Raw genomic sequence first — 24,829 nt, 5'->3', positions numbered from 1 at the left:
TTAAAAGGATTGGTAGCGAAAGCGGCCGCATATTCTTGGCATATTGTCAAGTGATAATCTGAAAATTAAAAAAAGACCCACACCACGTATTTGTGATGCAAGTCTTTTCTTAACTTAATGACATTGTCCTCACAAGATTAGCACTTTTTCTTAATTAATTTCAATTAATTTAATCCAATAGCCCTAAAACAAAATAAATGTTCTAAGACTTGCGTAGTGTTAGCGCACTAAGCTTTTCTTATCTATACTATATCAAGTTTTTATAAAAAATAAACCTATATATTTTTTATTTTATAAATTCGGTTTATTAAATTATAAATTGGAATTTTACGAGCTATTTTCTATAAAAAATTATTCTCTTATCTCATTAAAAAACTTTGCAATACCGTTTATCCCTCTTATAGCATTGATATCTGTAATTGTTGGATTGTTATTTGTATTATGAGTATACACAAGCGGGAATACATCATGTGAATTCATATGATGAAGCAAATTACATGCTTTTTCATATGGTCTATGTACGCTTCCATCACCTCCACCACCAACAATAACAGCACTTCTTTTAGGCTTTTTGATTGGAATCTCTTTACGAAAGAATTTTCCACAAAAATAAGTTTGAAGCCTGCTTCCAACACTCAACAATGCTCCTGTTAATTCAGAAAAATAAATAGGAGATGCAATTAAAATATTATCACATTCCTGTATACACTTATAAATTTCCTGCATTTCGTCATCAATACAACAACCTTCATTTTTCCAACAGAATCTACAATCAATACATGGTTTTATTTTGCAGTTATATGTATTAACTATTCTATACTCACCATTTAACTTATTAATCAGTTCATTTATTAAACTAACAGTAGCTAATTACTATTCTATTTCTTCTATTAATATGAAGAATTCCTTCTGAGTTTGCAAATGATCCACGTGTTGGTTCAAAACTAAGTGAAGAATGGATAAAAAAATTGAATTCAAGTTTCAATACCTATCAATAAGGAACTATGGTGGATAGCTTCAATAATGTAATGGAGCTTCGTAATGCAGGTGTAGATATTTTAGTTGGCACAGGTTTCAATGCTAGTATCTACACTTGGAGGGCTGGTACATGGTGCAAGTGTTCATCATGAACTTCAGTTACTTGTAAAAGCTGGATTTACGCCTATAGAGGCATTACGAGCAGCAACTTTTGTTTCTGCACGTTGTTTTAGTCTTACAGACAGAGGACGTATTGTAGAGGGAGCACGTGCTTATTATTGGTTGAGGGAGATACAACTACAAACATAGCTGATACATTATCAATCAAATGGGTGTGGAATAGAGGGGGACGACTTGAATCAGTATAATATGGAATCGGTAATCATAACTCGCTATTGGGTGAAATGTGTAGGGTAAATAGCAAAATAACAGATATAAATGAAAAGAATACTATTTAATTAGTAAAGTATTTTATGTCTCAGTTTAATATACATATATAAAGTTGTAAGGCACTATGATGATTCAAGAAAAAATTGCCCTAGTTCTTTTTCAATAAATAATTGGAATAGATGGAGTAAGTTTAAAAAATAAATTAAGTGCTCAGAATGTTGTTCAATCAAAACGTAAGTATGCCAGAACCAGTATTTGTAGCCTAGAGAGAGAAATCTTTCTAGGTTTTTTTTATATTTTATGGTATATTTTAGATATATGTAATTGGAATTTAAAAATAAATTATTTTATTTAATAGGTGGATATATGAAAAATGTACAAATAACTAGTGATGGTATAAAAAAAGCGTTATCAAAATATAAACCATATGAGTCGATTAATGAATATATATGGAATGGGTTTGATGCCGATTCTACCACAATAAATATAAACTGTAAAACAAATGAATTTAATAGTATAAGTTGGATGAGTATACAAGATAATGGAGTTGGTATAGACTATAACAGTCTAAATAACAAATTCACTCCTTTTTTTCAGTCACAAAAAGCTCTTGAAAGAAGTATACATAGAAAATCTTCTGATATTCACGGGAAAAATGGAGTAGGAAGGCTAACATTTTTTAATTTTTCGAAAAGTGCTTTATGGAATACGATATATATAAAGGCAGCTAATAGCTTTGAAATGTACGATATAGTGGTAGATAGTAGTAATTTGTCAGAATATATAGCAAGTAATCCAACTGAATTAGAATATGGGGATACTGGAACTCGTGTAGAATTTAGTAATATAATAGTAGCAATGGATATTGAAAATTTAAGAAAGCACATAACTCAAGAGTTTGCATGGTTTCTTAAACTAAATGATAAAAATAATTATAAGATAATCTTGAATAATAAAGAAATAGAATTTAATGATTTAGTTGCGGATGAAGAAAGCTTAGATACATTGAGCATAGAAGACAATTTGTTTGAGGTTGATTATATTAGATGGTCAGATAAACCTGTAAGTGAGTTTTCATACTTTTATTTCTTAGATAGTAATAATAATGAGGCTTATAAAGAAACTACAAAATTTAATAAAAAAGGAGATTCATTTTATCATAGTATGTATATAAAAAGTTCGTACTTTGATAATTTTACGAGAAGCAAGAATGATGATAAGATGCAAATTAGTTTTCTAGATAAAAATATTCATGATGATGTATATCAATCACTTATTGAAAAATTAAATGAGTTCTTAAAAGAGAAAAGAAAACCATTTTTACATGAATCGTCAGTAAAAGTAGTACAGAGTTTTGAGAAAGATGATGCATTACCTAAATTCAATGTTGGAAATAAGTGGGAAATGGTTCAGAAAGAAGAACTTACATGCTTAATAGCTGGATTATATCAAGTTGAACCACGAATATTTTCAAATTTAAATACTACACAGAAGAAAACATTAGCGCATCTTCTAAATTTAATAATGGATAGTGGAGAAAAAGATAATTTGTTTACTATATTAGAGCAAATTGTAGAGTTAGATCCAAACGAAAGAGAAGAATTTGCACATGTGTTAAATAGATCTAGCTTAAGTTCAATAACCAAAACGATAAAGTTGATAGAAGATAGAGTTAAGGCTATAAACCAATTACAAGAACTAATATTCAATGAAGAATTGAAAGCAAATGAGAGGGACCATCTTCAGAAATTTATTGAAAATCATTATTGGATTTTCGGTGAAGAATATGCTCTTGCAGCAGCTGCAGAAGATAAATTTGAAAAAGTTTTAAAAAGTTATAATAAGATACTTACTAAGAATGATTCTAATATAAAGATTGATCATGAGTCAAAAAATAAAGAAATGGATATATGTATGGTAAGGCAAAATGTTCATACTGATACTATTTCAAATATAGTTGTAGAATTGAAGGCGCCATGGGTAAGATTAGGGAAAGAGCAGTTGGATCAAGTTATAGAGTATATGGATGTTATAACAAGTGTTGAGCAGTTCAATGATAGAAATCAACAATGGGTTTTCATATTAATAGGAAATAAGCTTAGTTCAAAAGGTTGGATAGAAAGATATATAGAGAATGCTAAAAGTCATGGCAAGAGATCTTTAGTATTTAAAGCAAACAATTATGAAATATATGTTAAAACGTGGTCAGAAGTAATTAATGAGTTTGAAATGAGACATAGATTCTTATTAGATAAATTAAAATTAAAGAGGGAGAAGTTATATGAATCTTATGGAACTGCAGCGGAAGTAATAGAAAAGAGTAAAAATACAGCGTCGTATTGATACGGTATGATGGTTAAAAGTAATACAAATGAGGACATTATATATTAAATTCGAGGATATGTTCTTCTATGGAATACAACATTAATTCAGTAGGAGATTTCCAGCATAAGTAGTATATAAGGTAAGAGAATTATATGCAAACAATTGTATTATAATAAGAGTCTGAAAAACATACAAGCATATATTGGCTTTATTAACTAATCAATTCGTCATAGATTGATTTCTGTTAAGAGTATCGTAGTTATTGAAATAACTGGGTTTTAAAATTAATAAGCCTAGTTATTTTTGTTTTTTATTGGTATCTTATAGTTTTAATTGTGGCGCTTACATTTTTATTAATGGTGGTTCTCTATATAAATTGCTGTAGCGTTATTTGCTACTACCTAGAAAAAATAGAGGTATGATAATTTAAAGAGATAGTAAAAGCTTTTAAATAAGGCTTTATTGTATTATTGCTAGGTTAAAAATTGAGATTCATATAGTCTAGTTTAAAGTTAGTAAAAGAGTAAACGAAATATAGTAGGTAGTTGAATGATGATAAAACTCTTAGAGTAATAGAGCTTGCTAAGTTTAGAATAAGAAAAACGATTACAATTATTATTTAAAGTGATAATAAGAAACTAGTGTTTTATTGTGCTGAGTATGATAATATAAAAATAAATTTAATGTTTGTTATTATGAACGAAGAGGGGGAACATCAAATGAGTAAATTTTCAAATTTGCTCAGGTTACTTATTTTATTAAAAAGTAAAAAGCGAATGAAAACAAAAGAACTTGCTGATAATTTAGGTGTTAGTGAAAGAATGATTAGGAAATACATGGATGATTTAGCTGAGGCTAATGTAAATATAGAATCTATTCCAGGTCCAACTGGGGGATATGAATTAATTGGATATGATTATTTATTGAATCTTAATCTAAGTTCTGAAGAAGCTATTTCTTTGCAAATAGCAACCACATATCTTAAGGAAGCAAACAACTTTGATTTTAAATATCAGCTCGAAAGTTTGAATGATAAAATAAAAGTTATAAATGAAAGATATAATCAATTGGACGATTATTCAGATAATATTGTTATAAAACCTAAATCGGTAAATTTAGACAATGAAAATAGATTTGAATTAACGTTACAAGCAGCATGTATTTCTAAGAAAAAATTAAAAATCAAATATAATTCGATTTCTTCTGGTGAAAAGGAAAGGATTATTCATCCTTATGGACTTATAACAAGGAACAATTTAAAGTATCTTGTAGCTTACTGTGAAAATAGAAATAAGGAACTGACCTTTAAGCTTATAAGGATAACTCAAGTAGAAATGTTGAATGAGAAATTTGATTTACCTACTTCCTTTAGTATTAAGGAATTTATGAAAAACCACTTAGGATTATTTCATGATGAAGATTATAATTTAAAGCTATTAATTAAAAAGCCCTTTTCTAGATCTGTTAGTGAAGGATTATATGCTGAAAATCAAGTGATTAAATGGGTTGACGAGGAGACTATAATATTTGAAGGACAAATGAGTGGAAAGACAGATATCATTAGATGGATTTTATCTATGAGAACTTCTGTCACTGTTTTAGAGCCAGAGAATTTAAAAAATCAAATAAAAGAAGAGTTAGAAAAAATGTTGAAAATTATTTAAAAAAATATATGGGTATCACAGGAATATTATTCCTGTGTATTTTTTTGTATTTTTTTATTATTACTTGTAAAATTGGACAGACGTGGTTATAATTAAGTATATAATATATAAATGTGACTTAAATAGTTCCACAATTAACAAATAACTAAATATGGATTACTGTGTTGGTGATATTATATTCATGTAAGGAAGGTGTAATATGAAAATATACGAAAATAGAGTAAACAGCATAAAGAAGAAACGGTTAAGCTTAGATGAATTATATGGGGTTATTTCTAATGGAGATGCCGTTCAGATGAAAAAGTTTAAAACTGTTAATTATGATGAATTTTACAATATTATTAAATATTTAGAAGAAGAAAAAATATTAATTTCAAAGGGGAGAAAGCTTAATGCAAATCCGCTTAAACCACTATTTTTAAGCTATGAGAGAGTAATAGACGGTAAGCAAATACTGACAGAGGAAGAGAAAATATTTGTGCATAATCTTCACAGTAGTATATACAAATATTCATATCAGCGAAATGTAGCAGTTTTAAGAAAGGATAGGGAAATGTTGATTAAACTTGACAAATTCCTAAGAGAAAATGACTCTAGAGAATGGCTTAGTGTAAAAGAAAGAAGTCAAAGTATTTTTAACGATGAGAAATTACTTCAGGATTCAGGAATTATGAGAAGAACTAAACTTAGTTATGACGATTTAAAATGTATGGAAAATCCATCACCTTTGTTATGTTTTCCGTCACCTAGTTTCTATAGTAAAAAAGTAAGGAAAATACTCATCATCGAAAATCTAGATACATATTGGACTTTCCATAAGATTATTATGTCGGAAGGATTAATGCCTGCGATAGACATGATTATATTTGGTGGAGGGTATGGAATAACAAACAAGAATTATGACTTTTCCTTCTATGGTATAAATGAAAATGACATGATTTTGTATTTCGGTGATTTAGATTCAGAGGGATTACGCATATATCTAAATTTTAAGGAAAAGTTTAATCAATTAAATATTAATCTATACCTACAGTGTTATGATTTTTTAATAGATATCGGAATAAAGCAAGGATTTAGAAATATGTCAAGTCAAAATTCAGTGGAGTACAAATTGCTAGAGAAGGATATTAAAGAGCTTACTGAAGAAAAGAAAAAAATTTTTTATCAGGTACTTAAAGAAAAATTATTTATACCTCAAGAAGCTCTCAACATAGAAGTATTGAGAGGAAACAAACAGCTATGGATAGTGTGAAAATGTTCAATAACATAAAAGAAGATTTACCAGTTAGATTGAATAATATTGCTAAATATCTTCCTTTTTTTGAAATATTCAAGTCGAAAAGGTACAACAATAGATATGATTTAGGGATTTTGACTATGGCAATACTATCTTATCTTCTATATGAAGGATTATTAAAAGATAAGGGTTTAACTTTCTCTGAAATACAAAACTTTATTAATAATATAATAGAAGACTATTATGGAGATATTTTAAAGGAAGATGATAAAGAAGAATTAACTAGATATATGCTAAATAAATTACAAAACGGTGGTGGTCCATTTACATATAGTTACTATGACGTAATTAGAAAGCAAGAGGTTGAGAAGAAGATAAGGTACATTGGAAGATCGTATAATAAGATAATAGAAAAGAACCTCTACAAGATAAGCAGTGAGGGTATTGATTTCTTTCTTCAAACAAAAGAATTTGGTGAAGAAAGCAAAATTACGATTACATTACTAATTCTTAGGAAACTTGTAGATAATGGGGATTTTGACTCAGCTATAAATGCTTTATCTAATTTGAATATAGAAATAAGAAAAGAAATTAAAAGAAAAGCAGAAATACTGGAGGAATTATCCTATTACTCATTTGATGGATATGATAATTATACAAAAAATGTTAGGGGCAGATTAGAAGAAGAGAAACAGCTTTTCAAGGATACAATTAGTTCTTTAAACCGAATGGAGAAAGAGTATCTTCAAAAAATAGACAAGGAACAAATTTCAGAAAAGGAAATTAAACTTAGAGAATTTGTTACTAATATGAAAATTGAATTAAACAAGTCAGTTGATCTTCATTCAAAATTATTAGGTTCTGTAGTGGACTTAAGAAATAAGGCAGATGAAATACTTACTCAAAGGAGGAGAAATATTCTAAGAGAAAATCTGAATTTTATGAATCTTTTAGATAAATCAATAAAAGAAGATACAGCGATTAACATATCTATGGCTTGCAGTGTTTTATTTAGTCCTAAAATAAACAGGACATTTTCTACTGAAAAAATAAATGATCTCTTCCTCTGGCGTAAACCTAAAAAAGAAGATGAAGAAGAAGTGGACTCGGAGAAAGGAGAAGCTGTTGAATATATTAAATTAGATAACATTATAGATAACAGGATAATAAATAATAACTTTATTTTTTTAAAGGAGCTTTTAACCTTAGTAGCTGAGTATAAAAACATAGACTTAAACTTTTTTATGGATAGTTTATCTCAAAAATATGGTGAAGAAGTACTATATAATGGAGACTTTACATCATTTGTATTAACTTTAAGTAGAGTTAAAGGGGCAGGAGTAGGGCATAAGGAATATAGTCTTAAAGATATTGAAAAAGGTTCTTGGGACATTTTAGATAACGAGGCGATATTTAAAACTCTAGTTTATAAATATAGTGAACTTGAGGTATTTAAGAGCAGAAAGTTTGTATGCAAATCTTTGCAGAGTGAATACGCAAGTTTTAATGGTATAGAAATAACAAATTTTGGCTATATGCTGATTTAGAGGGGGATTTTATAATGATACAAGATTCAGATTTTGATAAAGCACAAGAGATAGCTGCGTATCTTTTAAAGCACAATGAATTATTAGAGGATAAAGAAAAGTATTTGTATAGTAACTATATTATAGATACTGTTGTGCAAAGTCTTGTGCAAAAAATAATACTAACTTACGATCTAAACTTGATTGAGTATAATAGAGGATTGTATATTACACCAGGGGTAAATAATCAATATTTTGGCTATAAAAATGATGAACTTAAGGTCTTGCTTAAAGTAGACAGTAATAATGAGATTTATCTTGTTTATTTCATAATGTATACCATTATTACTATGTTTTATAAAGAGACAGCTTATGCCACTTACAAAGATTATATAACTAATACAGAAGTGGTAAAAAGGGTAGATACTATGGTTAGAGCTATTACAGTTAAGAAGTCTGAGGAAATAACATATGAAGAAAGTTCCTTACATGCAATACGTGAGAAATGGCTTGACATGGATGAAACACCTGTTAACTCTTCAGAGATTACCTTGGATAGTTCTCGAAAAAGTAATTATAAATATTCTTTTGTAAATAGAACCTTAGCTTTTCTCGTAGGGGAGAGTATTTTATTTCAAAATAAACAAGAGAGAAGCTTTGCCCCCACTGATAAATTTAAAGCTTTAATAGCAGATTTCTTTGATAGAAAGGATGTTAAAAACATCCTTGTAGATTTTGCAAAAGGTGATATGTAAGGGAGAAGGATTATGTCTGATGTAAATAGGATAAGAATATGCAACATTAAATATAATGATGGAAATAATTATTATGATGATTTTTTAATAAGATTAGGCGGTAAAAATACATATATGGATTTAATAAATGGGGTAGGTAAAACATTCTATATGCAGTGTATCAATCAACCTATATTGCCAAATTCAAAATTTGACGAAAAGAAAAGTATTAATGTTTTGTTTAACAAACAAAATAAAAATAAAGTATTCCATAGCATTATGGAGTTTCGCTTAGACAAGGGGAGTGCTTATAAATATGCTATGGTAGGTATATGTACTTATGCAAAAGAAAATGAAAACAAACCTTTTGATGAAAGAAATAATAAATCAAATAAAAACTTCGATATGTTTAGATACATATGCCTTTATAATATGCCAAATGAATTTGATATAGAGAATTTTCCTTTATCTAGGGTAGATGAGAACGGCAATAAAAAATTTATATCAAAGAATGCTTTGGAAGCAAAATTAAAGAACTTACAAACTAAAGGTACTATGGATTATGCTGTAATTATTAATGATACAAATTGGCGACATCATGAAGAATTGGCGAAGCTTAATATTAATAAAAGCGAATTTGAAGAAATGATAGAAATAAACAAATATGAAGGAAACTCAGCAAATTATTTAAAACCATTTCCTAAAGGGAAGGACTTCATATTAACAAGTTTGATACCTATTATTGAAAAAAGTTATCAACTAAGAAATTCGGATGATTTTGAAAGCAGCGAGTCAAGAGCAAATACTTTGATTACTTTAAGGAAAACTTTAAGGGAACTCCAAATGAAGGAAGCTTTAATGGATAAGTATCAATTTGTCCAAAATGAACTTGTCAATATTGTACCTAAGATTGAAAGTCTGTTCCATTCGTATAATGAGAAAGATAAAGTGATATATACTTTAAGTAAATATAAGAAGATTGTTTCATATAATAAGGACTTGAATGAAGAAAATAAAAGTAAGGTTTCTATAGATATAGCAAATGCAACAAGATTATTGTCAGATAAAAACAATGAAGTTTATGAACTTAATAGGGAAAAGGATGGCTACGAAATTAAGAAAGTCAAACTTAACTTGCAAATTTCTGAGAAAGAACATCTTGTAGCTCTAAATGCTTACAAAAATAAAGAAGAAAGCATAAAAGAAATTGAAGATAAAAAACTTAGGTATGAATGTGAAAAAATTTATAGAACTTATTTAGCCTTAAAAGAAAAAGTGAAGGTAAAGGAAGAATCAATAAGTGCTTTGGCTAAGGATAAAGAATTGATAATGAGTGACTATAATTATTGGGGCTGCTACTATAAAAAGACTTTAAATGATGAATTAAATAGAAAAAGTGAACTATATAATATTGAAAAAGAAAAACTTAATAAATTGAATAAAAAAAGTATAAACTTGATTAAAGATATTGCAGTATTGGAAGCAAATATATCAAATCTTGATAATTTAGATAAGTTAAATTCAGAAAAACTTAATAAGATAGATAAAAAAATTAATGATACTAAAAAAGGAATATTTCATCTACTGAAAGAAGATATCTTAAAAGAATTAAATAATAATACTGTTTTGCTTAATAAAAAAGAAGAGGAGTTAATAGATTATAAGGAGAACGTAGTAAAAATCAAAGCTACAATTACTGAACAAAACAACCAAATTAAATTACTAGAACAAGATATGAAAAATAAGAGGTCAAGGTTAAAAGAAATTTTTGAAGAAATAAATCAATATTATACTGATTACACTGAATATGATTTAATTAGGGGAAAATATACTTGGCAACATGAAATTACTATTTCTAAATACCTAAAAGACATAAGTAATACGATAAAAGATAGAATAAGGGAAATTAGTGAACAAATTATAGGATTAAATACGACTATCAGAGATTTAGAAAATAAAACTGTAGTGACTCTATCAGATTCTGCAAGACAACAATTTAATATTATATCATCTAGTTACAAATCAGCTGTTTTAGGAAGCAGCTACTTAGAAAACAAAACATTAGAGGAAAGAAAGATTTTATTTGAAATTACAGAATTTATACCTTATGGCATAATAGTTGATAAGTATGACTTTAATAAACTAATAAATGATGCATCTTTAAGACGTAAGTTTAATGATGAAGTAGTTCCTATTATTAATTCTGAAGTACTTCAAGGAATAGGATCTGTAAATCTAGATAACTTAGCTTTTACAGTAAGAGATAAGGAATGTTTTCTAGATGAGGAGTTTAATGAAAGGCAATTGCTTAAGCTAAAAAGGGAAGTTGAAACGCTTACTATAGAACAACTAAGGCTTAATAATGAGTTAAAAAGTATAGAAAATGATTATAATAGCTGCATGAATTTTGAAATTAAGTACAGTAAAGTAGAAATTAATCAAAAAGAGCAAATAACAAAGAAAATAGAAATGGAAATAAATAATATTGTTGATATAGTTGATAAGGCTAAAGAGAGTAGCGATATACTTGAAAATGATATAGAAGCGACTGAAGCTACCATAGCTATGATTAAACAGGTTAAGTCTAAGTTAGAGCACAGTATTAAAGATTTAAAAGAGGAACTTGCAGAGTATGAATACTTAGAAAAGTTAACTAAAGAAAGAATGAATATAGATACTGAAGCATCAATAAACAAATCTATATTAGATGAAATTAAGTTGGATGTTTCTCAAAAGAAAATTGAGGCTGAAGAGATTGATAAAGTAATACCTGAGATAACAATTAGAGTTAATGGTTTAAATAAAGGTTATATTGAGGTTGGTAAGGAATTGAGAGAACTTTATTTTTCACCTACAAAAGAAATTACTATTTTTGAAGAGGATTTACCTTTATCTGAAATTAAGAGCAAATTTGAGATATACAGAAAAAATGTAGAGGGAAGTATTAGTGGTTTACAAATGCTCCAAAATGCTATTGAAGAACTGAATAAATCAATTGAGGATGCAATTGTGGAGATAGGATTACAAAATAAGAATAAGACTGGTATAAAATATAATATAGAATATTTTAATAATGCTGAACTATTTACTGGAGATTATAATGAGTATTTAGAGGAGCTGGGAAAATATATTAAGGATAAGAAGAATGAACTTAGTAATTTAATTCTAATTGAAAGAAAACTTAAATCCGAATTTGATAATTTAAAAGGCACAATAAATAATATGTGTAATAATTTTAAAAGCAAATATAATGGAATGACCTATGAAGAAATGAAATTATCAGATACTAATATTAAAGATCGATTAGATAGAATTGATTTAGTCTTAAAATCAATAGAAGTTGAAATTTCTAAAGCACAAATTTCTATAAAAGAGTTTAATGATACAAAAGATGCATTAGAAAAAAATGTTACGGTTTTAATGGAGTATGACAATATACTTAATAGAGTAGTTGACAGAAATGGTATTCAATTTGAAAGTATTGAGGTAGAAGACTATAACCAAAGTTTAATAATTATAGAAACAATAGAAGGAGAAGTAAATATAGCACTTTCTTCTTTAAAAAGCACTAAGATTAATTATGAAAGCGCCTTGGATAGGATTATAAAAAATCTTATGGATTCTGAGTTAGTGCATTTCAAGGAAGATTTGGAGAACTTAAGGCAAAGCACACCAGTTAGCAAAGATGAATGTACACTTATTATAGATAGACTTCAAGGTGAGCATGGGTATATAAGAAGTATAGATGAGGAAAAGAAAAGAATAATTACTATCATTAATGAACTTAAAGAAGACGAGAAAGTTTTCATTAATCAACTTCTTCAAAAGTGTGAGCAAGTTTATGGCGAGTTATTGAATCTTACACATCTTTCTAAAATAAATATTAATGGTAAAGCGACCTCAATGATTGAAGTTATAGTGAAACCTGCTGATGAATTAATTAGGAAAGCTAGAATGAAATCATATATAAACCATTTAGTTAATGGACTTCAAGATATAGAAGAATCAGAGAGACTTAGCTATTTAGCAAATAGGCTGAAACTAAAGGATTTGTTTTCTCAATTTGTAGATAATATAAATAGTTGTGATGTTAAGATTTATAAGGTTGATGCTATTGAACGCAATAGTAAGTCTATTTCTTGGGCGGAAGTAATAGGCTCAACTGGTCAATCTAACGGTATGGCATACAATATATTTATTTGTCTGATTTCTTTTATTAAAAAGCTTTATAATCCCCATATAGGGGACCAAAGTAGAAAGTTTGTTATGCTTGATGCTCCTTTTTCAGGAATGGCAGCTTCTTATATATGGGAGCCTATAACAAAGCTTCTGGATGAAAATAATTTTCAAATACTTTGCCTAGGATATGGCATGCCTAGCAACCTATTACCGCTATTTGATGTTAAGTATTATTTAGATACAGAAGTAAATGATACTGGTACTCAAACTGTAGTTGTTAAGAAATTAAAGTCTCAAGTTGATTTAGATAAATTAAGTTATAAGAAACTTGTAGGGGAACAGATATCAATGATTGATTAGTGTCTATCAAATAGACTAACTGATAACATTGAAAATTATGAATGCGAAACTTCTAAGATTGGTATCATGAATTTAAGTAATAATAAAAATTATGATTTAATTAACCATAAATATCGCGCCACACTTCAAACATGTATATAAAATGAATATGGCGCTTTATTTACTAAATAAAGAAAGCAAATAGTTTAATTATTATAATAGGTGTTCTTACAGTGAAATAAAGTAAGAACATTTTTAAAATTAATACCATAGGCTATACCAATGGTTCTATAAACTTATAGGAATAATCAGAAATAAAATACCTCATTACAAAACACTAGCCGCTTTACATACCACTAACATTTTAAAGGATGTATATCCATAAAGAATAATAGACTATAACATACCAAATTGAACTTTAAATATAACTCAATTTAAAAATATACATTGATTGTCTATTTTTAAATAAATCTTTAATTAGTCAGATTATTAGTGTTCATATTCACCACATTATAATAAGGCAGGCCGTTTTTCATAGAATAACCTTTATATAAAACATATCTCACAAGGTCTTTTCCTTATTCAGTTAAAATATTAATAACTGAGTTTATCTGTGATTTCACCTACTTTCATAAATAATATCCTCAATAAAATTCATATAATAAAAAAAATTAGATCTTATATGGATTCCACTCACTTATGAAAATCACTTGCATAACCAGCTATTAAGAGACCAATCCTATACATATATAAAGAAAATAAAAGAAACATTCCTATAGAATCTTACTACAATACTTATTAACATGAACCAATCCATTTATAGACAGATAAAAAAGATAGCACATTTATCAAATTGACCTCCAACTATATTAAAAAATCATACTGAATATGGCTATTACAAACTTTAAAAAGATATTAAAATAATGCTTTATAAACATCCAATAGCGTTACAATAATACATAATAGCCTGATAAACGAAGTCACTAAAATCTTCATCACTTAATTGTGCGAAATAGTTCTTCCATCTTTTATCTAATTTATACTTAATAGCAATACATTTCAAAATTTCTGTATCATAAGTCATAGTTTGTTTCAGATAGCTTTTCCATATTAGATGCAAATTCATAAGATAGTCTTTCTCATATTCTTTGTGTTTTTCTGTTTCACCATATACTACTTTGGCATCATTTTTATATTGTTCTTGTAATGGTAAAATCAGCAAGTTATTGGATATGTCAGTTTCCGATACATAATCCTCTAATGAATCAATAACTGCAGCTAAAGAAGTAAGAAATCAAATCTCTAGAGAATTTTGTCCAAAGCTCATATATGGGAATGATTCAATATCAGATTATGACACAATATTTATTGGTTCACCTAACTGGTTTAAAACTATAGCTCCACCAGTTTTGAGTTTTCTAAGAAGACATGATTTTACTGGGAAAAAAGTAATTCCATTTTGTACTCATGGAGGCGTAGGATTTTGTCAAATTGAAAATGATATAGCAAAAGAATGCATAAAATCCATCATTATTCCTGGTATTGCTGTGAATGGTGCTACTATGCCTGAAGAGGTTACAAATTGCCTAAAGTCTCTTGTATATAAGTAGAAAGAATGAATATCCTAGGCTAGCCTTATGGCTTAAAAAGGCTCATAGACATAATCAAAAAATACCTCCTTCCAAAACATTAGTAAGTTTGCCGACCACTAACATTTCAAAGGAGGTATATCCATAACGGATAATAATATTTTAGCATATAGGAAATTAAAATGTAAACATCAATCAATTCAAGAAGACACATTGCTTGTCTATCTTCAAATCACTCTTCAACTTAGCCAGTATACTAGTTTTCATTTCAAACACCTTATAATATGGAATCTTACTAAAATCAGAGTATTTCTTCATAGAATAACCTTTATAGAAAACATATCTTACAAGGTCTTTTTCTTCTTCAGTTAAGGTATTAATAACAGAATTTATCTGTGATTTCACTTGCTTTTGATAGATAATATCCTCAACAAAATTCATATCATAGCAAGTTACACTTTCAAGGGTAGCGTCAAAGGTTACTACCTTAGCTCCATCAGTTTGCTGTCTTCTTACGGATTTTCTTATAAGACATTTAACTGAGTTTTGTATAGCGTTTGTTGCATAGGCTACGAATCTATGCTTATTAGGTTCATAAAGTTTTATACAGTTAAATAAAGCTTTATAGCACTCATTTTTTATATCTTCAAATTCATATCCGCTTACAAAGGATTTCTTACATAGATTTAATATTAAGGGGTCAAACTCTGAAATTAAATTTTCTTTAGCTGCTTCATTATCACTCTTACAAAGTAATACTAGATTTTCAACATATTTATAATTCATAAAATATCACCTCTTAACTAAAATATATGCCGGTCGGCATATATCTAAGGAAAAGGAGGTAGATATTTATGAAAATATCAAAACTAGCAATAGATACAGGCCACAATGTTCAATTTGACGGGGGAGCAGTAGGTTTAAGGACAGAAAATGAGCTTAATTATGAAGTAGGAATAAAGCTTATAGAAAGATGCAGAGCTGCAGGTCTCACTGTTATTAACTGCACTCCAAGAAGTGCAACTAGTCTTTATGACTCTTTAAATCAAAGGGTTCAAGCAGCCAATAATAACAATGCTGATTTCTTTATTTCCATTCATCATAATTTATGTACTGGAGCTCATGGATCTGAGATTTTATGTATTCCAGGTGGACAAGCTGAAGGTGTCGCTAAAATTATTCTTCCTGAAATCTCAAAGTTGGGTTTTACAAATAGGGGAGTTAAGGCAAGAAATGATTTGTTTGTGTTAAAGAACACAAATATGCCTGCAATACTTATAGAATGTGCTTTTTGTGATAGTGCTGTTGATATGAATAATTATAACCCAGAAACCATGGCGGAGGCAATATTTAAAGGGATTTGTAAGGCTTTTGAGCTTAATGCATCGGAGAATAGTAATTATTCTGAGCAAACTAATTATTATACAGTAGTGAAAGGGGATACCTTATCTGAAATTGCTAAAAGCTATGGAACTACTATAAGTAAATTAGTTCAACTGAATAATATAAAAGATGCTAATCTAATTGTGATAGGACAGAAGCTAAGAGTAAATTGATCAACCTTGAAATTTTCATTAAGAAGTCTTAGATTTGTAAAACTGAAAGAAAAATTTAAGAAATTTGTAGAGTAAAATGAAAGAATTGTGAGATATAGTATTTATATAAGGAAATGTTTATCTATCATAATGGACTTAAAAGTGAAATTTTAAGAGAAGTGGGGAAGAGAATGAGGATAAGAGAAATTGAAAAATCTGACGCTGAAAAATATTTAAAATTGCTATTAAAATTAGACGAAGAAGACAATAAAATGGCTACACAAGTATATAAATAAGGGGATAGGGACTAAATTAGTTGAAAATGCTAGTGATTGGTGTGAGGTCAATGATATTCATACCCTTTATTTACGTGTAAGAGCAGATAATACCAAGACGATTGCATTATTTAAAAGAATGGGATTTATAATAGATGGAACCGTTGTGGAGGAACTTAAAGAGACAGATAGTGAGTATGATGAATTACAAATATGTGATCCATCATTAAAGTTTTATTTCCCTCTGAAATTAGCCTTTCACATGCTAGTTTAATCAAATTATTAATATTATGTTTAATAGCATTTGTTGTATAAGCTATAAAACTATGATTGTCACAATTGTAATAAAAAATGCACTTGAACAAAGTTTTATAGCACTCATTTTCTAAATCTTCTCTTTCATAAAAATGAAGAAAGAAATACTTGCGTTTATTTTTGATGGATATGATGATTGGGAGAGTGCATATATATGTTCTATGCTTAATGCACCAGAAACAGAATATGCTGATAATATGCAATTTTTTAAGGGAACTTGTTAAGAGTTCCCTTAATGCACATTTTAAGAATACTATGTATTAAGTTTACTGTAGATTATGTTTATTTTGAACGCAAAAAATAGTGCTCTCCTTCATATGCATTGCCTTCACAGAAGCCAATTTTTAATAATGTATTCCGCCTTTCAACAGCTTGAGGTATTGCCTTAGTTGCAATCATATCAACCTCAAACAAATCAAAAAAGTTCTCGTTACAAACACTAAATATTTCGTTTAAGTAATCTGCATTTTCGTATTCAGAACAAACATCAACTCGGAGTATTCCCGTTTTAATTTTATATTTACCAACATAACCAAACATTTCTATTGTTCCAATAGCTTTAGATAGTGATTTATCTATAATTGCAAAGCGTATAAATTCTTGTTGAGAATATGCACAAAGCCAAGCTTTAGTACATTGTAACATATCTTCAATTGTGTAAATACAAAAATCACCTGTACACTTATCAGAGTTAAAAATTTTTTGTGCCTTACTATCAGAATAACATTTAAGTAGACCTTCGGAATCTTCTTCTGAAACGAGTCTTAAAATAAAACTTTCTGTTTCAAAAGTGGGGCATATTTCATATGGGTTCTTCATAAAAATCCTCCTCATCATGCATATTATATAAACTTTCTTCGCTTCACATTTCTTACCAATATGCCATAAAAATCTACAATTTTCTATTTACTTTATTATATAACATATAGAGCTGTAATTTCAAATATTTTACATATATTATACATAGATTGCTTCTCTAATCCTAAAATCCTTTAATTTGATATGGAAGGCGTTAATATGTTGTATATGATATATGCCTTCTTTATGTTTACTACGCTTAATTTGTTGGAGTTCTACGCCTACATTTTGGGCGAACTGAATATAACTCTTATGGGAGTCGGTATAAGAATGGCTTCATCCTCAATTCTACCTGCAAAGAGCCTTTCTAAATCTGTATGCTTTATTCTTCCTTTACATATAAGTTCAGTAATAGGACTTACTATGATAAAGCAAGTCCTTGTCACATATTTTAAGAAGATTCAGTAAGGTAGAATTGATTAATTGAATATTTAATCGTAAATATAACCCTCTGGAGTAATCCTGAGGGTTTTTGTTTGTTTACTTATATTGCCTCATTTTTATTTAGTAAATAAGAATGAGGTTTTATGCTGTATTTAGAGCTGATAAAATATATTTAGAAAAAAGATTGGAGGAATTTTTTATGATGATAGATATTTTTAATGCATAGCAAAGGCTATTGCATTATTATTTAAAATTACAGTGAAATGGCCTTTGCAAATCCTAAAAATAAATTATATGGAGGAGAAAAATAAAAGGTATGTTTGAAAAAGGGAGAGTTTTTGTTAATGATAACAAAAATTCATCAAATATAAAGGTACGGAATGGAATGGAGATTCATGGCTTACAGGAAGTAGAAGATATAGAAGACATAGAGGTTATAATATAATACTTTATTTTATTTACTATAAGCATCTGTTGCAAGTATATATGAAGATTATTTAAAGGAAATGTGCTACCGAATTGTTTAGGTAGCACATTTTCATTATCTTTTAGTTTATTCTTTGAGCTTTGAAAATATATTGATAGGCATCTAATTGCCACTTTAAGCTATCATCAACTAACTCTGATATTTTATTAATAAATTCATCATCTTGAGGTCCTTTTCCGATAAATACCTTTAGACAATATTTATCAATATAGCCTGTATTAATAAGCATTCTTCTGATTTCATTATAAGTGAAGAATCTTAAATGTGTTCTATCTAGTAATCCAGCATCTTCGTAAGTCCAGTTTCCATTTAAAAGTCCTCTTATAACACTATAATGCATAACATTCGGTATACTGGCTAATATAAATCCATCCTTTTTTAGAAACTTCTTTAAATCTAAGAGTACCTTAGATGGATCATGCAAGTGCTCTAGTACATCTCCAAATATAATATAATCAAAAAATTCCTCTTCACAGTCTATTTTATCAGTTTCTATATTATACCCTAGTATTTTTGCGTTTTTTCCAGCTATTTTTGCAGCATTTAAATTATACTCGACTCCATATATATTAGCATTTTTATACATATCTTTAACTCTTATTAATGTAGCACCGCAAGCACATCCAACCTCTAATACATTTATGGCCTTGTCCTTTGGTGAATCCATTAAGCTTAAAATATCCCCTCTAACCAAACAGGAATATCCTATATCAAAGCCCCATTTATCTTTGAATTTAGCCCCATTAGTAAACATTAAATTATTAAAGGCAAGTGCATCTGCACCGAAGCTTACACTTCCATAGTGATGGATAAAGGTATCTTTACATAAAATCAGTTTGTATCCTGCATCAGTAATTCTAAAGCAATAGTCATCATCTTCATAATTTCCTGGTGAAAACCTTTCATCAAGGAGACCTATCTTATCTACAACTTCTTTTTTTACAAGTAAACAAAAACCTATTAATATAAGTCTATGCTCCCAATTTTCACTATTTGATTTATTATATTCTTCCGCAAATACTTTCATTTCTTCTAAGTTATTATAAGGTACAGCTATGCTTTGAGCATTAGAGCAGTTATTAGTAACAGGACCAACTGCCCCTACACTTTCATCACTATATAAAGCAGTAGTTAAATTTTCAAGCCAATTTTTTGTAACTACCGTATCATTATTAAGAAGCAATATATTATCTCCTGTCGCTAGATCTATCCCTTGATTGCAACCTTTTGGAAACCCCTTATTATCTTCATTAAGAATTGCTATTATGTCCTCTTGTTCTTTTAACCACTTAGGTGTTTCGTCAGTTGAATTATTATCTACAACTATTAATTCATAGGAATCCTTCTCTGTAAATTCTCTAATGCTTTCTATACACTGTTTTGTATATTCAAGCTTATTATAAGTTAATATAACTATACTTGTTTTCATCTTTTCCTCCTAAAATTTCACTTACTATATAAATTATTATTAAACCTCTATACCTGTTCATGAAATTTACATTTCAAGTTTGGATTAAATAAAATCTCAATTAATGTTATAATGAAGTTAATAGAAGATAATAATTTAACTAAAGATAAAAATGATGAGGTAAATATATATGAGAAGAGTAAAACCACTTAATGACTTTATATTTAAGAAGGTTTTTGGTGAAAAAGGCAATGAAGATATTTTAATATCTTTTATAAATGCTGTTTTAAAGAGAACCAAAAATGAACCTATAGTAGAAATAGAGATTATAGATAATAAGCAACTAACAAAAGATATCATTTTAGATAAAACTGGAATAATTGACGTAAGAGCAAAGACTCTAAAGGGTGAGCATGTAGACATAGAGGTTCAGCTAACAAATCAAGGTAATATGGATAAAAGAACATTATTTTATTGGGGGAAGATGTATCTTGAGAATATAAAACAAGGTGAAGATTATGCAAATCTTGAAAAGGTCATAACTATAAATATTTTAGATTTCGAGTTTTTAGGTACAAATAGTTATCAATCTTCATTCCATCTTTGGGAAGATATAGAGAAAGAATACATGCTAACAGATGTTGTAGAAATACATTTCTTAGAACTACCTAAATTTAGAAATAAGGAAATTAAAGATTATAGAGAAAATGATATAGAAAGATGGCTAATGTTTTTAGAAAAAGATATATCAGAAGCTACATTAAAGGAGTTGATGAGTTTGGATACAGCAATAAAAAAAGCTGAACAGAAAATCGAGTACTTAAGTAGTGATGAAGAGGCTATGAGAATCTATTATGAGAGAGAAAGATCTCTTCATGAAAGAGCTAATATGATTAGTTCAGCGGAAGAAAGAAAAGCAATAGAAATAGCTAAAAACTTGTTAAACATGAAAATTCCATTGAATCAAATAATTTCAGCAACAGGACTAACTGAGGAAGAGATAAATAGAATAAAGTAAATTGATTTTTATCGTAAGATAGACTTTGAGTGAGATGTTTTTTTAGAAAGCATTTAACTTGAAGCTATCTTATTTTTTTATAAAATTTTAGATTTCATAAAAGCTTGGTCAATCTGAAATGAAAGAATATTTATAACACGCTTTTCCATCACGCAGCCATCAAATGCCATATTTATTTATTTTTGAAAATAGACGATAAATTTATGCCAAGTTACATACTTGATATGTTGTAAAGTAAAATAAAATATGATAAAATCGACATTACAAGTTACAAATTATAAAAAATGAAACTAGTAACGAGGGTTTGTGCTTAATGCAAAATGAGCAACAATAATAGAGATTTAGTACAGGTTTATTAAAAAAATGTAATAGGTGTGGCATTTGTCCACTGAGAGCCTGTACAAATCAATGTTTGAAAAAATATAGATACTCAAGGGGGATTTAAAATGGCAAAGAATATCATGTTCTATTTTTCTGGTACAGGAAACAGTCTCAAAGTGGCAAAAGATATCGCTGAGGCAATAGAAGACTGCGAGCTAATTTCAATGGGGAAATCGTACAAGTTAAGTGATACATATCAGCGAATTGGCTTTGTGTATCCTATTTACGCCGGCGGTATGCCGGGAGTGGTTGAGAGGTTTATAAAAGCACTTGATCTTTCTGTAAATAAAGACAGCTTTATTTTTGCTGTTTGTACAAGTGGAAGCGGGCAAGCTGGCGGTTTGACCAACATAAGTAAAATCCTTGAGGGTAAGGGTGGCAAACTGAGCTACGGTGCACCAATTAGATGTTTTTCTAATTATGTTGGGTTGTATGCCATGGGGGACAATGTTGATAGTAAAGCAAAGGCACAAAGTGAGGCAACAAAGCTGGTTGTTAAGGATATTCAAGGTTTCGCTATAAAGCCTCCTATTAAAAAAATTTCAATGTCAATACTTCATGGGCCATTTATAAAGTGGCTTTCAAAAAGGGATAAAGCCTTCAATGTAAGCGAAGCTTGCAACAGTTGCGCAACCTGCAGTAAGGTTTGTCCAGTTGAAAATATAAAAATGGAACAGGGTAAACCGGTATTTCAGCATCACTGCGAGCAGTGTATGGCTTGCATTCAATGGTGTCCTAAGAAAGCCATCAACGTTAAGAATAAAACACAAAACCGTGGCAGGTATCATCATCCAGAAGTAAAACTTACGGATATGATTAACAAAAAATAATAATGCCTATGTAAAAATGAGCTATTATGGTCCTTATCATATTGGCTCATTTTTTGTTTATGAATTAAGTAATCGGAAAAGGATTCTGTTGATTTTAATTGTTATAAGTTGACGTACTGTGGTCAAGTTATTCTTGTTATAGTAAAAATATAAATAATAAAAAATAGTCATTAAAATATGAAGATATAAAGGAGATATACAAATGAATGTAAAATTACAACAACCTATTGAAACCTATTTCGAAGCAACTAATAATCAAGATCCAAAGAAATTTATTTCGATTTTTGCTGAAGATGCCGTAGTATTGGATGATGGTGAGGAGTTAGTTGGACTAGAAAAAATTGAGGCTTGGGGGGAAAAGAGTCATTTTGATGCTAAACTAAAAGCAGAAGTTATAAAGGCTTTTAATGAAGATTCTACAACTGTTGTTACGGCAAAAGTGGATGGTGACTTTGATAAGACTGGACTTCCTGATCCTTTATTTTTTGATTTTCATTTCACTGTAGTAAATGGATTAGTGAGTAAATTAGAAATTTTACTTGTTCAAAGTTTATAATTTAAAAACAATTTGTATTAAGAGGATAATTAGATGAATAATGTTGATTTTATCAAAGTTGATTCTGAAAAGTGTACTAAATGTGGGCTGTGCGTAAAGATCTGTAGAGGAACCTTAGCTATGAGTGATGCAGGACCAATATTTGATAAGGATCTTTGTATTGAATGTGGTCATTGTGTGGCTGTTTGTCCAAATGGTGCTTTAGATAACATAAGGACTCCTTTAGAAAATCAGGTACAAATAAAAGAAGAGAAGCTAATTGATTCAGATACTGCCGAGACTTTTCTAAGGGCAAGAAGATCAATTCGTTCTTTTCAGAAAAAAGTTGTATCTCGTGATAAAGTTCATAAGCTTTTAGATATAGCAAGGTTCGCACCTACAGCCTGGAATTCTCAAGGAATAGCATATCATGTTATTGATGATAAGAGTACTTTGCATGAGATTTCTTCAGTTATAGCCGACTGGACAGAACAGTCTTTAGAAAATGGTCAGCTAAAGAAATCACCTTGGGTGCAGAATACAATCTCAACTATATCTCAATATCGTAAAGATAACAAAGATACTATATTAAGAGATGCGCCATGTTTAGTTATAGCAACTGCAAAAAGAGATCAAAAGGAGCTTGGTCGTGACAATACACACTTTTCATTAGCATATGTGCAATTATATGCTCAAACATTAGGTTTAGGAAGCTGCTGGTCAGGGCTATTTGAATATTGTGCTATGGAAGAATATGAACCTCTTTTGAGCATGCTAAATATCCCTAAGGATAGAGTAGTAACCGGTGCATTATTGATAGGATATCCACTATATAGCTTTAAAAGACTGGTAGATAGAAATCCTTTAGAGCTTACATGGCAGTAAAAATAATGCTTAGTGTTCAGGTTAACAATATAGAAAAGTTATAAATATATTATGTAGTTTAAAATGGATTCTTATTAGTTGATTAATAATAGGAATCCATTATTTTAAGTTTGATTTAAATAGTAGATATTGTTTAATAGTCCATTATTATCTTTCTACACTTTGCACAAACATGTGCTGGATGACTTACTTTAATTTCGTTAGAATCAACTATTACAATTCCACTATGTTTTTCAATTATATTATTGCTAACAGTATATTTTACTTCTTCATAATTAGGCAACCAAAACAACCCTCCACCTGCTCTTGCACGTATCTTTCCCAATTTCATTTCGTTACTACATATTGGACAATTCATGATTATTCCTCCTGTATTTTTTATATTTAATTTTAATAATCTCAGTTGGGTATTATAAATAATACTATATCAATTTTCAGGAAAAAATTACCTTAATGCTAAAAGATAAAGAGAATGAATTTATATTTATACCACAACAGGAGATTAAGTATTATAATGTGGTGTAAAGATATAACAATAATTCCAAGTTAGAAAGCACAGCACAGGTGAATATATGGAAAAGATTATGAATGAACGATTAATTTATGAAATACTTTCCGTTGTGGAAGAAATACCGGAAGGGAAAGTAGCCACCTATGGACAAATTGCAAGACTTATTGGCAGAGATAAAAATGCACGACTGGTGGGAAAGGTTCTTAGCTATGCTGAATATTATGGGAGATATCCATGTCATCGTGTGGTAAATCATGCTGGAAGGCTAGCACCAGGGTGGAAGGAACAACGATTTCTCTTATTAGAAGAAGGTGTATCCTTTAAGGATGAGAGTCATGTTAATATGAAGGAAAATCAGTGGGACTATTATAAGATCAATGAAAGGAATTATTTAAACTGGGTTTAGGATTAATTACGGTGAAACGAACCCTAAATAGCGGCGTCAC

The 24,829-nt window shown here is 29.0% G+C and carries 23 protein-coding genes and 2 pseudogenes; 18 read left to right on the top strand and 7 right to left on the bottom strand.

Going from position 1 to position 24,829, the window contains the following annotated elements:
- Positions 1 to 351: 351 nt before the first annotated feature.
- Complete coding sequence (locus JHL18_RS15700; protein ID WP_338025474.1) at positions 352 to 840, bottom strand: flavodoxin family protein; 489 nt, start codon at positions 838 to 840, stop codon at positions 352 to 354.
- A gap of 237 nt (positions 841 to 1,077) precedes the next feature.
- Here JHL18_RS15700 and JHL18_RS15695 point away from each other — a divergent pair, with 237 nt between their 5' ends.
- From JHL18_RS15695 to JHL18_RS15665, 7 genes are all read left to right on the top strand, one after another.
- Positions 1,078 to 1,287: a hypothetical protein gene (locus JHL18_RS15695; RefSeq protein ID WP_207753036.1), complete on the top strand. Its 210-nt coding sequence runs from the start codon at positions 1,078 to 1,080 to the stop codon at positions 1,285 to 1,287.
- Positions 1,288 to 1,734: 447 nt separating this feature from the next.
- Positions 1,735 to 3,711, top strand: coding sequence for an ATP-binding protein (locus tag JHL18_RS15690; RefSeq protein ID WP_200270863.1), 1,977 nt, complete (start codon positions 1,735 to 1,737; stop codon positions 3,709 to 3,711).
- A gap of 701 nt (positions 3,712 to 4,412) precedes the next feature.
- Positions 4,413 to 5,357: a helix-turn-helix transcriptional regulator gene (locus JHL18_RS15685; protein ID WP_200270861.1), complete on the top strand. Its 945-nt coding sequence runs from the start codon at positions 4,413 to 4,415 to the stop codon at positions 5,355 to 5,357.
- A gap of 199 nt (positions 5,358 to 5,556) precedes the next feature.
- Positions 5,557 to 6,609 (top strand): Wadjet anti-phage system protein JetD domain-containing protein, encoded by a 1,053-nt coding sequence (locus JHL18_RS15680; RefSeq protein WP_200270859.1) that lies wholly within the window; start codon positions 5,557 to 5,559, stop codon positions 6,607 to 6,609.
- A complete protein-coding gene (locus tag JHL18_RS15675) occupies positions 6,597 to 8,141 on the top strand; it encodes a hypothetical protein (RefSeq protein ID WP_200270857.1) in 1,545 nt (514 codons plus the stop codon). The genes JHL18_RS15680 and JHL18_RS15675 overlap by 13 nt, the downstream gene beginning before the upstream one ends.
- Before the next feature lie 14 nt (positions 8,142 to 8,155).
- Entirely contained in the window at positions 8,156 to 8,875 is a 720-nt protein-coding gene (locus tag JHL18_RS15670) for a DUF6063 family protein (RefSeq protein ID WP_200270855.1), read from the top strand.
- A 12-nt stretch (positions 8,876 to 8,887) separates the two neighbouring features.
- Positions 8,888 to 13,393 (top strand): hypothetical protein, encoded by a 4,506-nt coding sequence (locus JHL18_RS15665; protein WP_200270853.1) that lies wholly within the window; start codon positions 8,888 to 8,890, stop codon positions 13,391 to 13,393.
- Positions 13,394 to 14,300: 907 nt separating this feature from the next.
- Here JHL18_RS15665 and JHL18_RS15660 read toward each other — a convergent pair.
- Entirely contained in the window at positions 14,301 to 14,594 is a 294-nt protein-coding gene (locus JHL18_RS15660; protein WP_200270851.1) for a TipAS antibiotic-recognition domain-containing protein, read from the bottom strand.
- A gap of 46 nt (positions 14,595 to 14,640) precedes the next feature.
- Here JHL18_RS15660 and JHL18_RS15655 point away from each other — a divergent pair, with 46 nt between their 5' ends.
- The gene (locus JHL18_RS15655) at positions 14,641 to 14,982 is read left to right on the top strand and encodes a flavodoxin (RefSeq protein ID WP_200270876.1); all 342 of its coding nucleotides are present in this window, start codon (positions 14,641 to 14,643) and stop codon (positions 14,980 to 14,982) included.
- Positions 14,983 to 15,156: 174 nt separating this feature from the next.
- Here the strand turns inward: JHL18_RS15655 and JHL18_RS15650 are convergent, their stop codons facing one another.
- The gene (locus JHL18_RS15650) at positions 15,157 to 15,747 is read right to left on the bottom strand and encodes a sigma-70 family RNA polymerase sigma factor (RefSeq protein ID WP_200270849.1); all 591 of its coding nucleotides are present in this window, start codon (positions 15,745 to 15,747) and stop codon (positions 15,157 to 15,159) included.
- Between the two features lie 68 nt (positions 15,748 to 15,815).
- Between JHL18_RS15650 and JHL18_RS15645 the strand changes: the two genes are divergently transcribed.
- The 4 genes and pseudogenes from JHL18_RS15645 to JHL18_RS26295 all read left to right on the top strand — a co-directional run bounded on the left by JHL18_RS15645 (position 15,816) and on the right by JHL18_RS26295 (position 17,310).
- Positions 15,816 to 16,517 carry an N-acetylmuramoyl-L-alanine amidase gene (locus JHL18_RS15645; protein WP_200270847.1) on the top strand — a complete coding sequence of 234 codons (702 nt, stop codon included), beginning with the start codon at positions 15,816 to 15,818 and terminating at the stop codon, positions 16,515 to 16,517.
- Positions 16,518 to 16,763: 246 nt separating this feature from the next.
- Positions 16,764 to 16,859: pseudogene (locus JHL18_RS26620) on the top strand (hypothetical protein); the annotation flags it as partial.
- Positions 16,860 to 16,910: 51 nt separating this feature from the next.
- Complete coding sequence (locus JHL18_RS26300; RefSeq protein ID WP_274600969.1) at positions 16,911 to 17,045, top strand: hypothetical protein; 135 nt, start codon at positions 16,911 to 16,913, stop codon at positions 17,043 to 17,045.
- A 133-nt stretch (positions 17,046 to 17,178) separates the two neighbouring features.
- On the top strand, positions 17,179 to 17,310 hold the full coding sequence (locus tag JHL18_RS26295; RefSeq protein ID WP_274600968.1) for a hypothetical protein: 132 nt from the start codon (positions 17,179 to 17,181) through the stop codon (positions 17,308 to 17,310).
- A 58-nt stretch (positions 17,311 to 17,368) separates the two neighbouring features.
- Here the strand turns inward: JHL18_RS26295 and JHL18_RS15630 are convergent, their stop codons facing one another.
- Entirely contained in the window at positions 17,369 to 17,905 is a 537-nt protein-coding gene (locus JHL18_RS15630) for a GNAT family N-acetyltransferase (RefSeq protein WP_200270845.1), read from the bottom strand.
- Between the two features lie 171 nt (positions 17,906 to 18,076).
- Positions 18,077 to 18,297 (bottom strand): annotated as a pseudogene (locus JHL18_RS25995) (IS1595 family transposase); the annotation flags it as partial.
- Between the two features lie 347 nt (positions 18,298 to 18,644).
- Here JHL18_RS25995 and JHL18_RS26290 point away from each other — a divergent pair.
- Complete coding sequence (locus JHL18_RS26290) at positions 18,645 to 18,773, top strand: hypothetical protein (RefSeq protein WP_274600967.1); 129 nt, start codon at positions 18,645 to 18,647, stop codon at positions 18,771 to 18,773.
- A gap of 103 nt (positions 18,774 to 18,876) precedes the next feature.
- Here the strand turns inward: JHL18_RS26290 and JHL18_RS15620 are convergent, their stop codons facing one another.
- Positions 18,877 to 20,244 carry a bifunctional glycosyltransferase family 2 protein/class I SAM-dependent methyltransferase gene (locus tag JHL18_RS15620; RefSeq protein WP_200270840.1) on the bottom strand — a complete coding sequence of 456 codons (1,368 nt, stop codon included), beginning with the start codon at positions 20,242 to 20,244 and terminating at the stop codon, positions 18,877 to 18,879.
- A 169-nt stretch (positions 20,245 to 20,413) separates the two neighbouring features.
- Between JHL18_RS15620 and JHL18_RS15615 the strand changes: the two genes are divergently transcribed.
- The 4 genes from JHL18_RS15615 to JHL18_RS15600 all read left to right on the top strand — a co-directional run bounded on the left by JHL18_RS15615 (position 20,414) and on the right by JHL18_RS15600 (position 23,872).
- Positions 20,414 to 21,241: an Rpn family recombination-promoting nuclease/putative transposase gene (locus JHL18_RS15615; protein WP_200270838.1), complete on the top strand. Its 828-nt coding sequence runs from the start codon at positions 20,414 to 20,416 to the stop codon at positions 21,239 to 21,241.
- A gap of 446 nt (positions 21,242 to 21,687) precedes the next feature.
- Complete coding sequence (locus tag JHL18_RS15610) at positions 21,688 to 22,452, top strand: EFR1 family ferrodoxin (RefSeq protein ID WP_200270836.1); 765 nt, start codon at positions 21,688 to 21,690, stop codon at positions 22,450 to 22,452.
- Between the two features lie 202 nt (positions 22,453 to 22,654).
- The gene (locus JHL18_RS15605) at positions 22,655 to 23,008 is read left to right on the top strand and encodes a nuclear transport factor 2 family protein (protein WP_200270834.1); all 354 of its coding nucleotides are present in this window, start codon (positions 22,655 to 22,657) and stop codon (positions 23,006 to 23,008) included.
- A 33-nt stretch (positions 23,009 to 23,041) separates the two neighbouring features.
- Positions 23,042 to 23,872, top strand: coding sequence for a nitroreductase family protein (locus tag JHL18_RS15600; protein ID WP_200270832.1), 831 nt, complete (start codon positions 23,042 to 23,044; stop codon positions 23,870 to 23,872).
- A 133-nt stretch (positions 23,873 to 24,005) separates the two neighbouring features.
- Here the strand turns inward: JHL18_RS15600 and JHL18_RS15595 are convergent, their stop codons facing one another.
- Complete coding sequence (locus JHL18_RS15595) at positions 24,006 to 24,230, bottom strand: PF20097 family protein (protein ID WP_200270830.1); 225 nt, start codon at positions 24,228 to 24,230, stop codon at positions 24,006 to 24,008.
- A gap of 214 nt (positions 24,231 to 24,444) precedes the next feature.
- Here JHL18_RS15595 and JHL18_RS15590 point away from each other — a divergent pair, with 214 nt between their 5' ends.
- The gene (locus tag JHL18_RS15590; RefSeq protein WP_200270828.1) at positions 24,445 to 24,789 is read left to right on the top strand and encodes an MGMT family protein; all 345 of its coding nucleotides are present in this window, start codon (positions 24,445 to 24,447) and stop codon (positions 24,787 to 24,789) included.
- Positions 24,790 to 24,829: the final 40 nt, after the last annotated feature.

Origin of the sequence: Clostridium yunnanense, assembly GCF_016595795.1 — a bacterium.
GTDB lineage: Bacteria > Bacillota > Clostridia > Clostridiales > Clostridiaceae > Clostridium_AR > Clostridium_AR yunnanense.
This window is presented reverse-complemented; position numbering and strand designations above follow the sequence as displayed.

Bases quoted from the DNA above. Each gene is read 5' to 3' on its own strand.
- JHL18_RS15675 (WP_200270857.1), top strand. From the start codon at position 6,597: ATGGATAGTGTGAAAATGTTCAATAACATAAAAGAAGATTTACCAGTT.
- JHL18_RS15605 (WP_200270834.1), top strand. From the start codon at position 22,655: ATGAATGTAAAATTACAACAACCTATTGAAACCTATTTCGAAGCAACT.
- JHL18_RS15615 (WP_200270838.1), top strand. From the start codon at position 20,414: ATGAGAAGAGTAAAACCACTTAATGACTTTATATTTAAGAAGGTTTTT.
- JHL18_RS15610 (WP_200270836.1), top strand. From the start codon at position 21,688: ATGGCAAAGAATATCATGTTCTATTTTTCTGGTACAGGAAACAGTCTC.
- JHL18_RS15695 (WP_207753036.1), top strand. From the start codon at position 1,078: ATGCTAGTATCTACACTTGGAGGGCTGGTACATGGTGCAAGTGTTCAT.
- JHL18_RS15690 (WP_200270863.1), top strand. From the start codon at position 1,735: ATGAAAAATGTACAAATAACTAGTGATGGTATAAAAAAAGCGTTATCA.
- JHL18_RS15665 (WP_200270853.1), top strand. From the start codon at position 8,888: ATGTCTGATGTAAATAGGATAAGAATATGCAACATTAAATATAATGAT.
- JHL18_RS15590 (WP_200270828.1), top strand. From the start codon at position 24,445: ATGGAAAAGATTATGAATGAACGATTAATTTATGAAATACTTTCCGTT.
- JHL18_RS26300 (WP_274600969.1), top strand. From the start codon at position 16,911: ATGGGATTTATAATAGATGGAACCGTTGTGGAGGAACTTAAAGAGACA.
- JHL18_RS26295 (WP_274600968.1), top strand. From the start codon at position 17,179: ATGAAGAAAGAAATACTTGCGTTTATTTTTGATGGATATGATGATTGG.
- JHL18_RS15630 (WP_200270845.1), bottom strand. From the start codon at position 17,905: ATGAAGAACCCATATGAAATATGCCCCACTTTTGAAACAGAAAGTTTT.
- JHL18_RS15650 (WP_200270849.1), bottom strand. From the start codon at position 15,747: ATGAATTATAAATATGTTGAAAATCTAGTATTACTTTGTAAGAGTGAT.
- JHL18_RS15645 (WP_200270847.1), top strand. From the start codon at position 15,816: ATGAAAATATCAAAACTAGCAATAGATACAGGCCACAATGTTCAATTT.
- JHL18_RS26290 (WP_274600967.1), top strand. From the start codon at position 18,645: ATGTTTGAAAAAGGGAGAGTTTTTGTTAATGATAACAAAAATTCATCA.
- JHL18_RS15620 (WP_200270840.1), bottom strand. From the start codon at position 20,244: ATGAAAACAAGTATAGTTATATTAACTTATAATAAGCTTGAATATACA.
- JHL18_RS15600 (WP_200270832.1), top strand. From the start codon at position 23,042: ATGAATAATGTTGATTTTATCAAAGTTGATTCTGAAAAGTGTACTAAA.
- JHL18_RS15670 (WP_200270855.1), top strand. From the start codon at position 8,156: ATGATACAAGATTCAGATTTTGATAAAGCACAAGAGATAGCTGCGTAT.
- JHL18_RS15595 (WP_200270830.1), bottom strand. From the start codon at position 24,230: ATGAATTGTCCAATATGTAGTAACGAAATGAAATTGGGAAAGATACGT.
- JHL18_RS15685 (WP_200270861.1), top strand. From the start codon at position 4,413: ATGAGTAAATTTTCAAATTTGCTCAGGTTACTTATTTTATTAAAAAGT.
- JHL18_RS15680 (WP_200270859.1), top strand. From the start codon at position 5,557: ATGAAAATATACGAAAATAGAGTAAACAGCATAAAGAAGAAACGGTTA.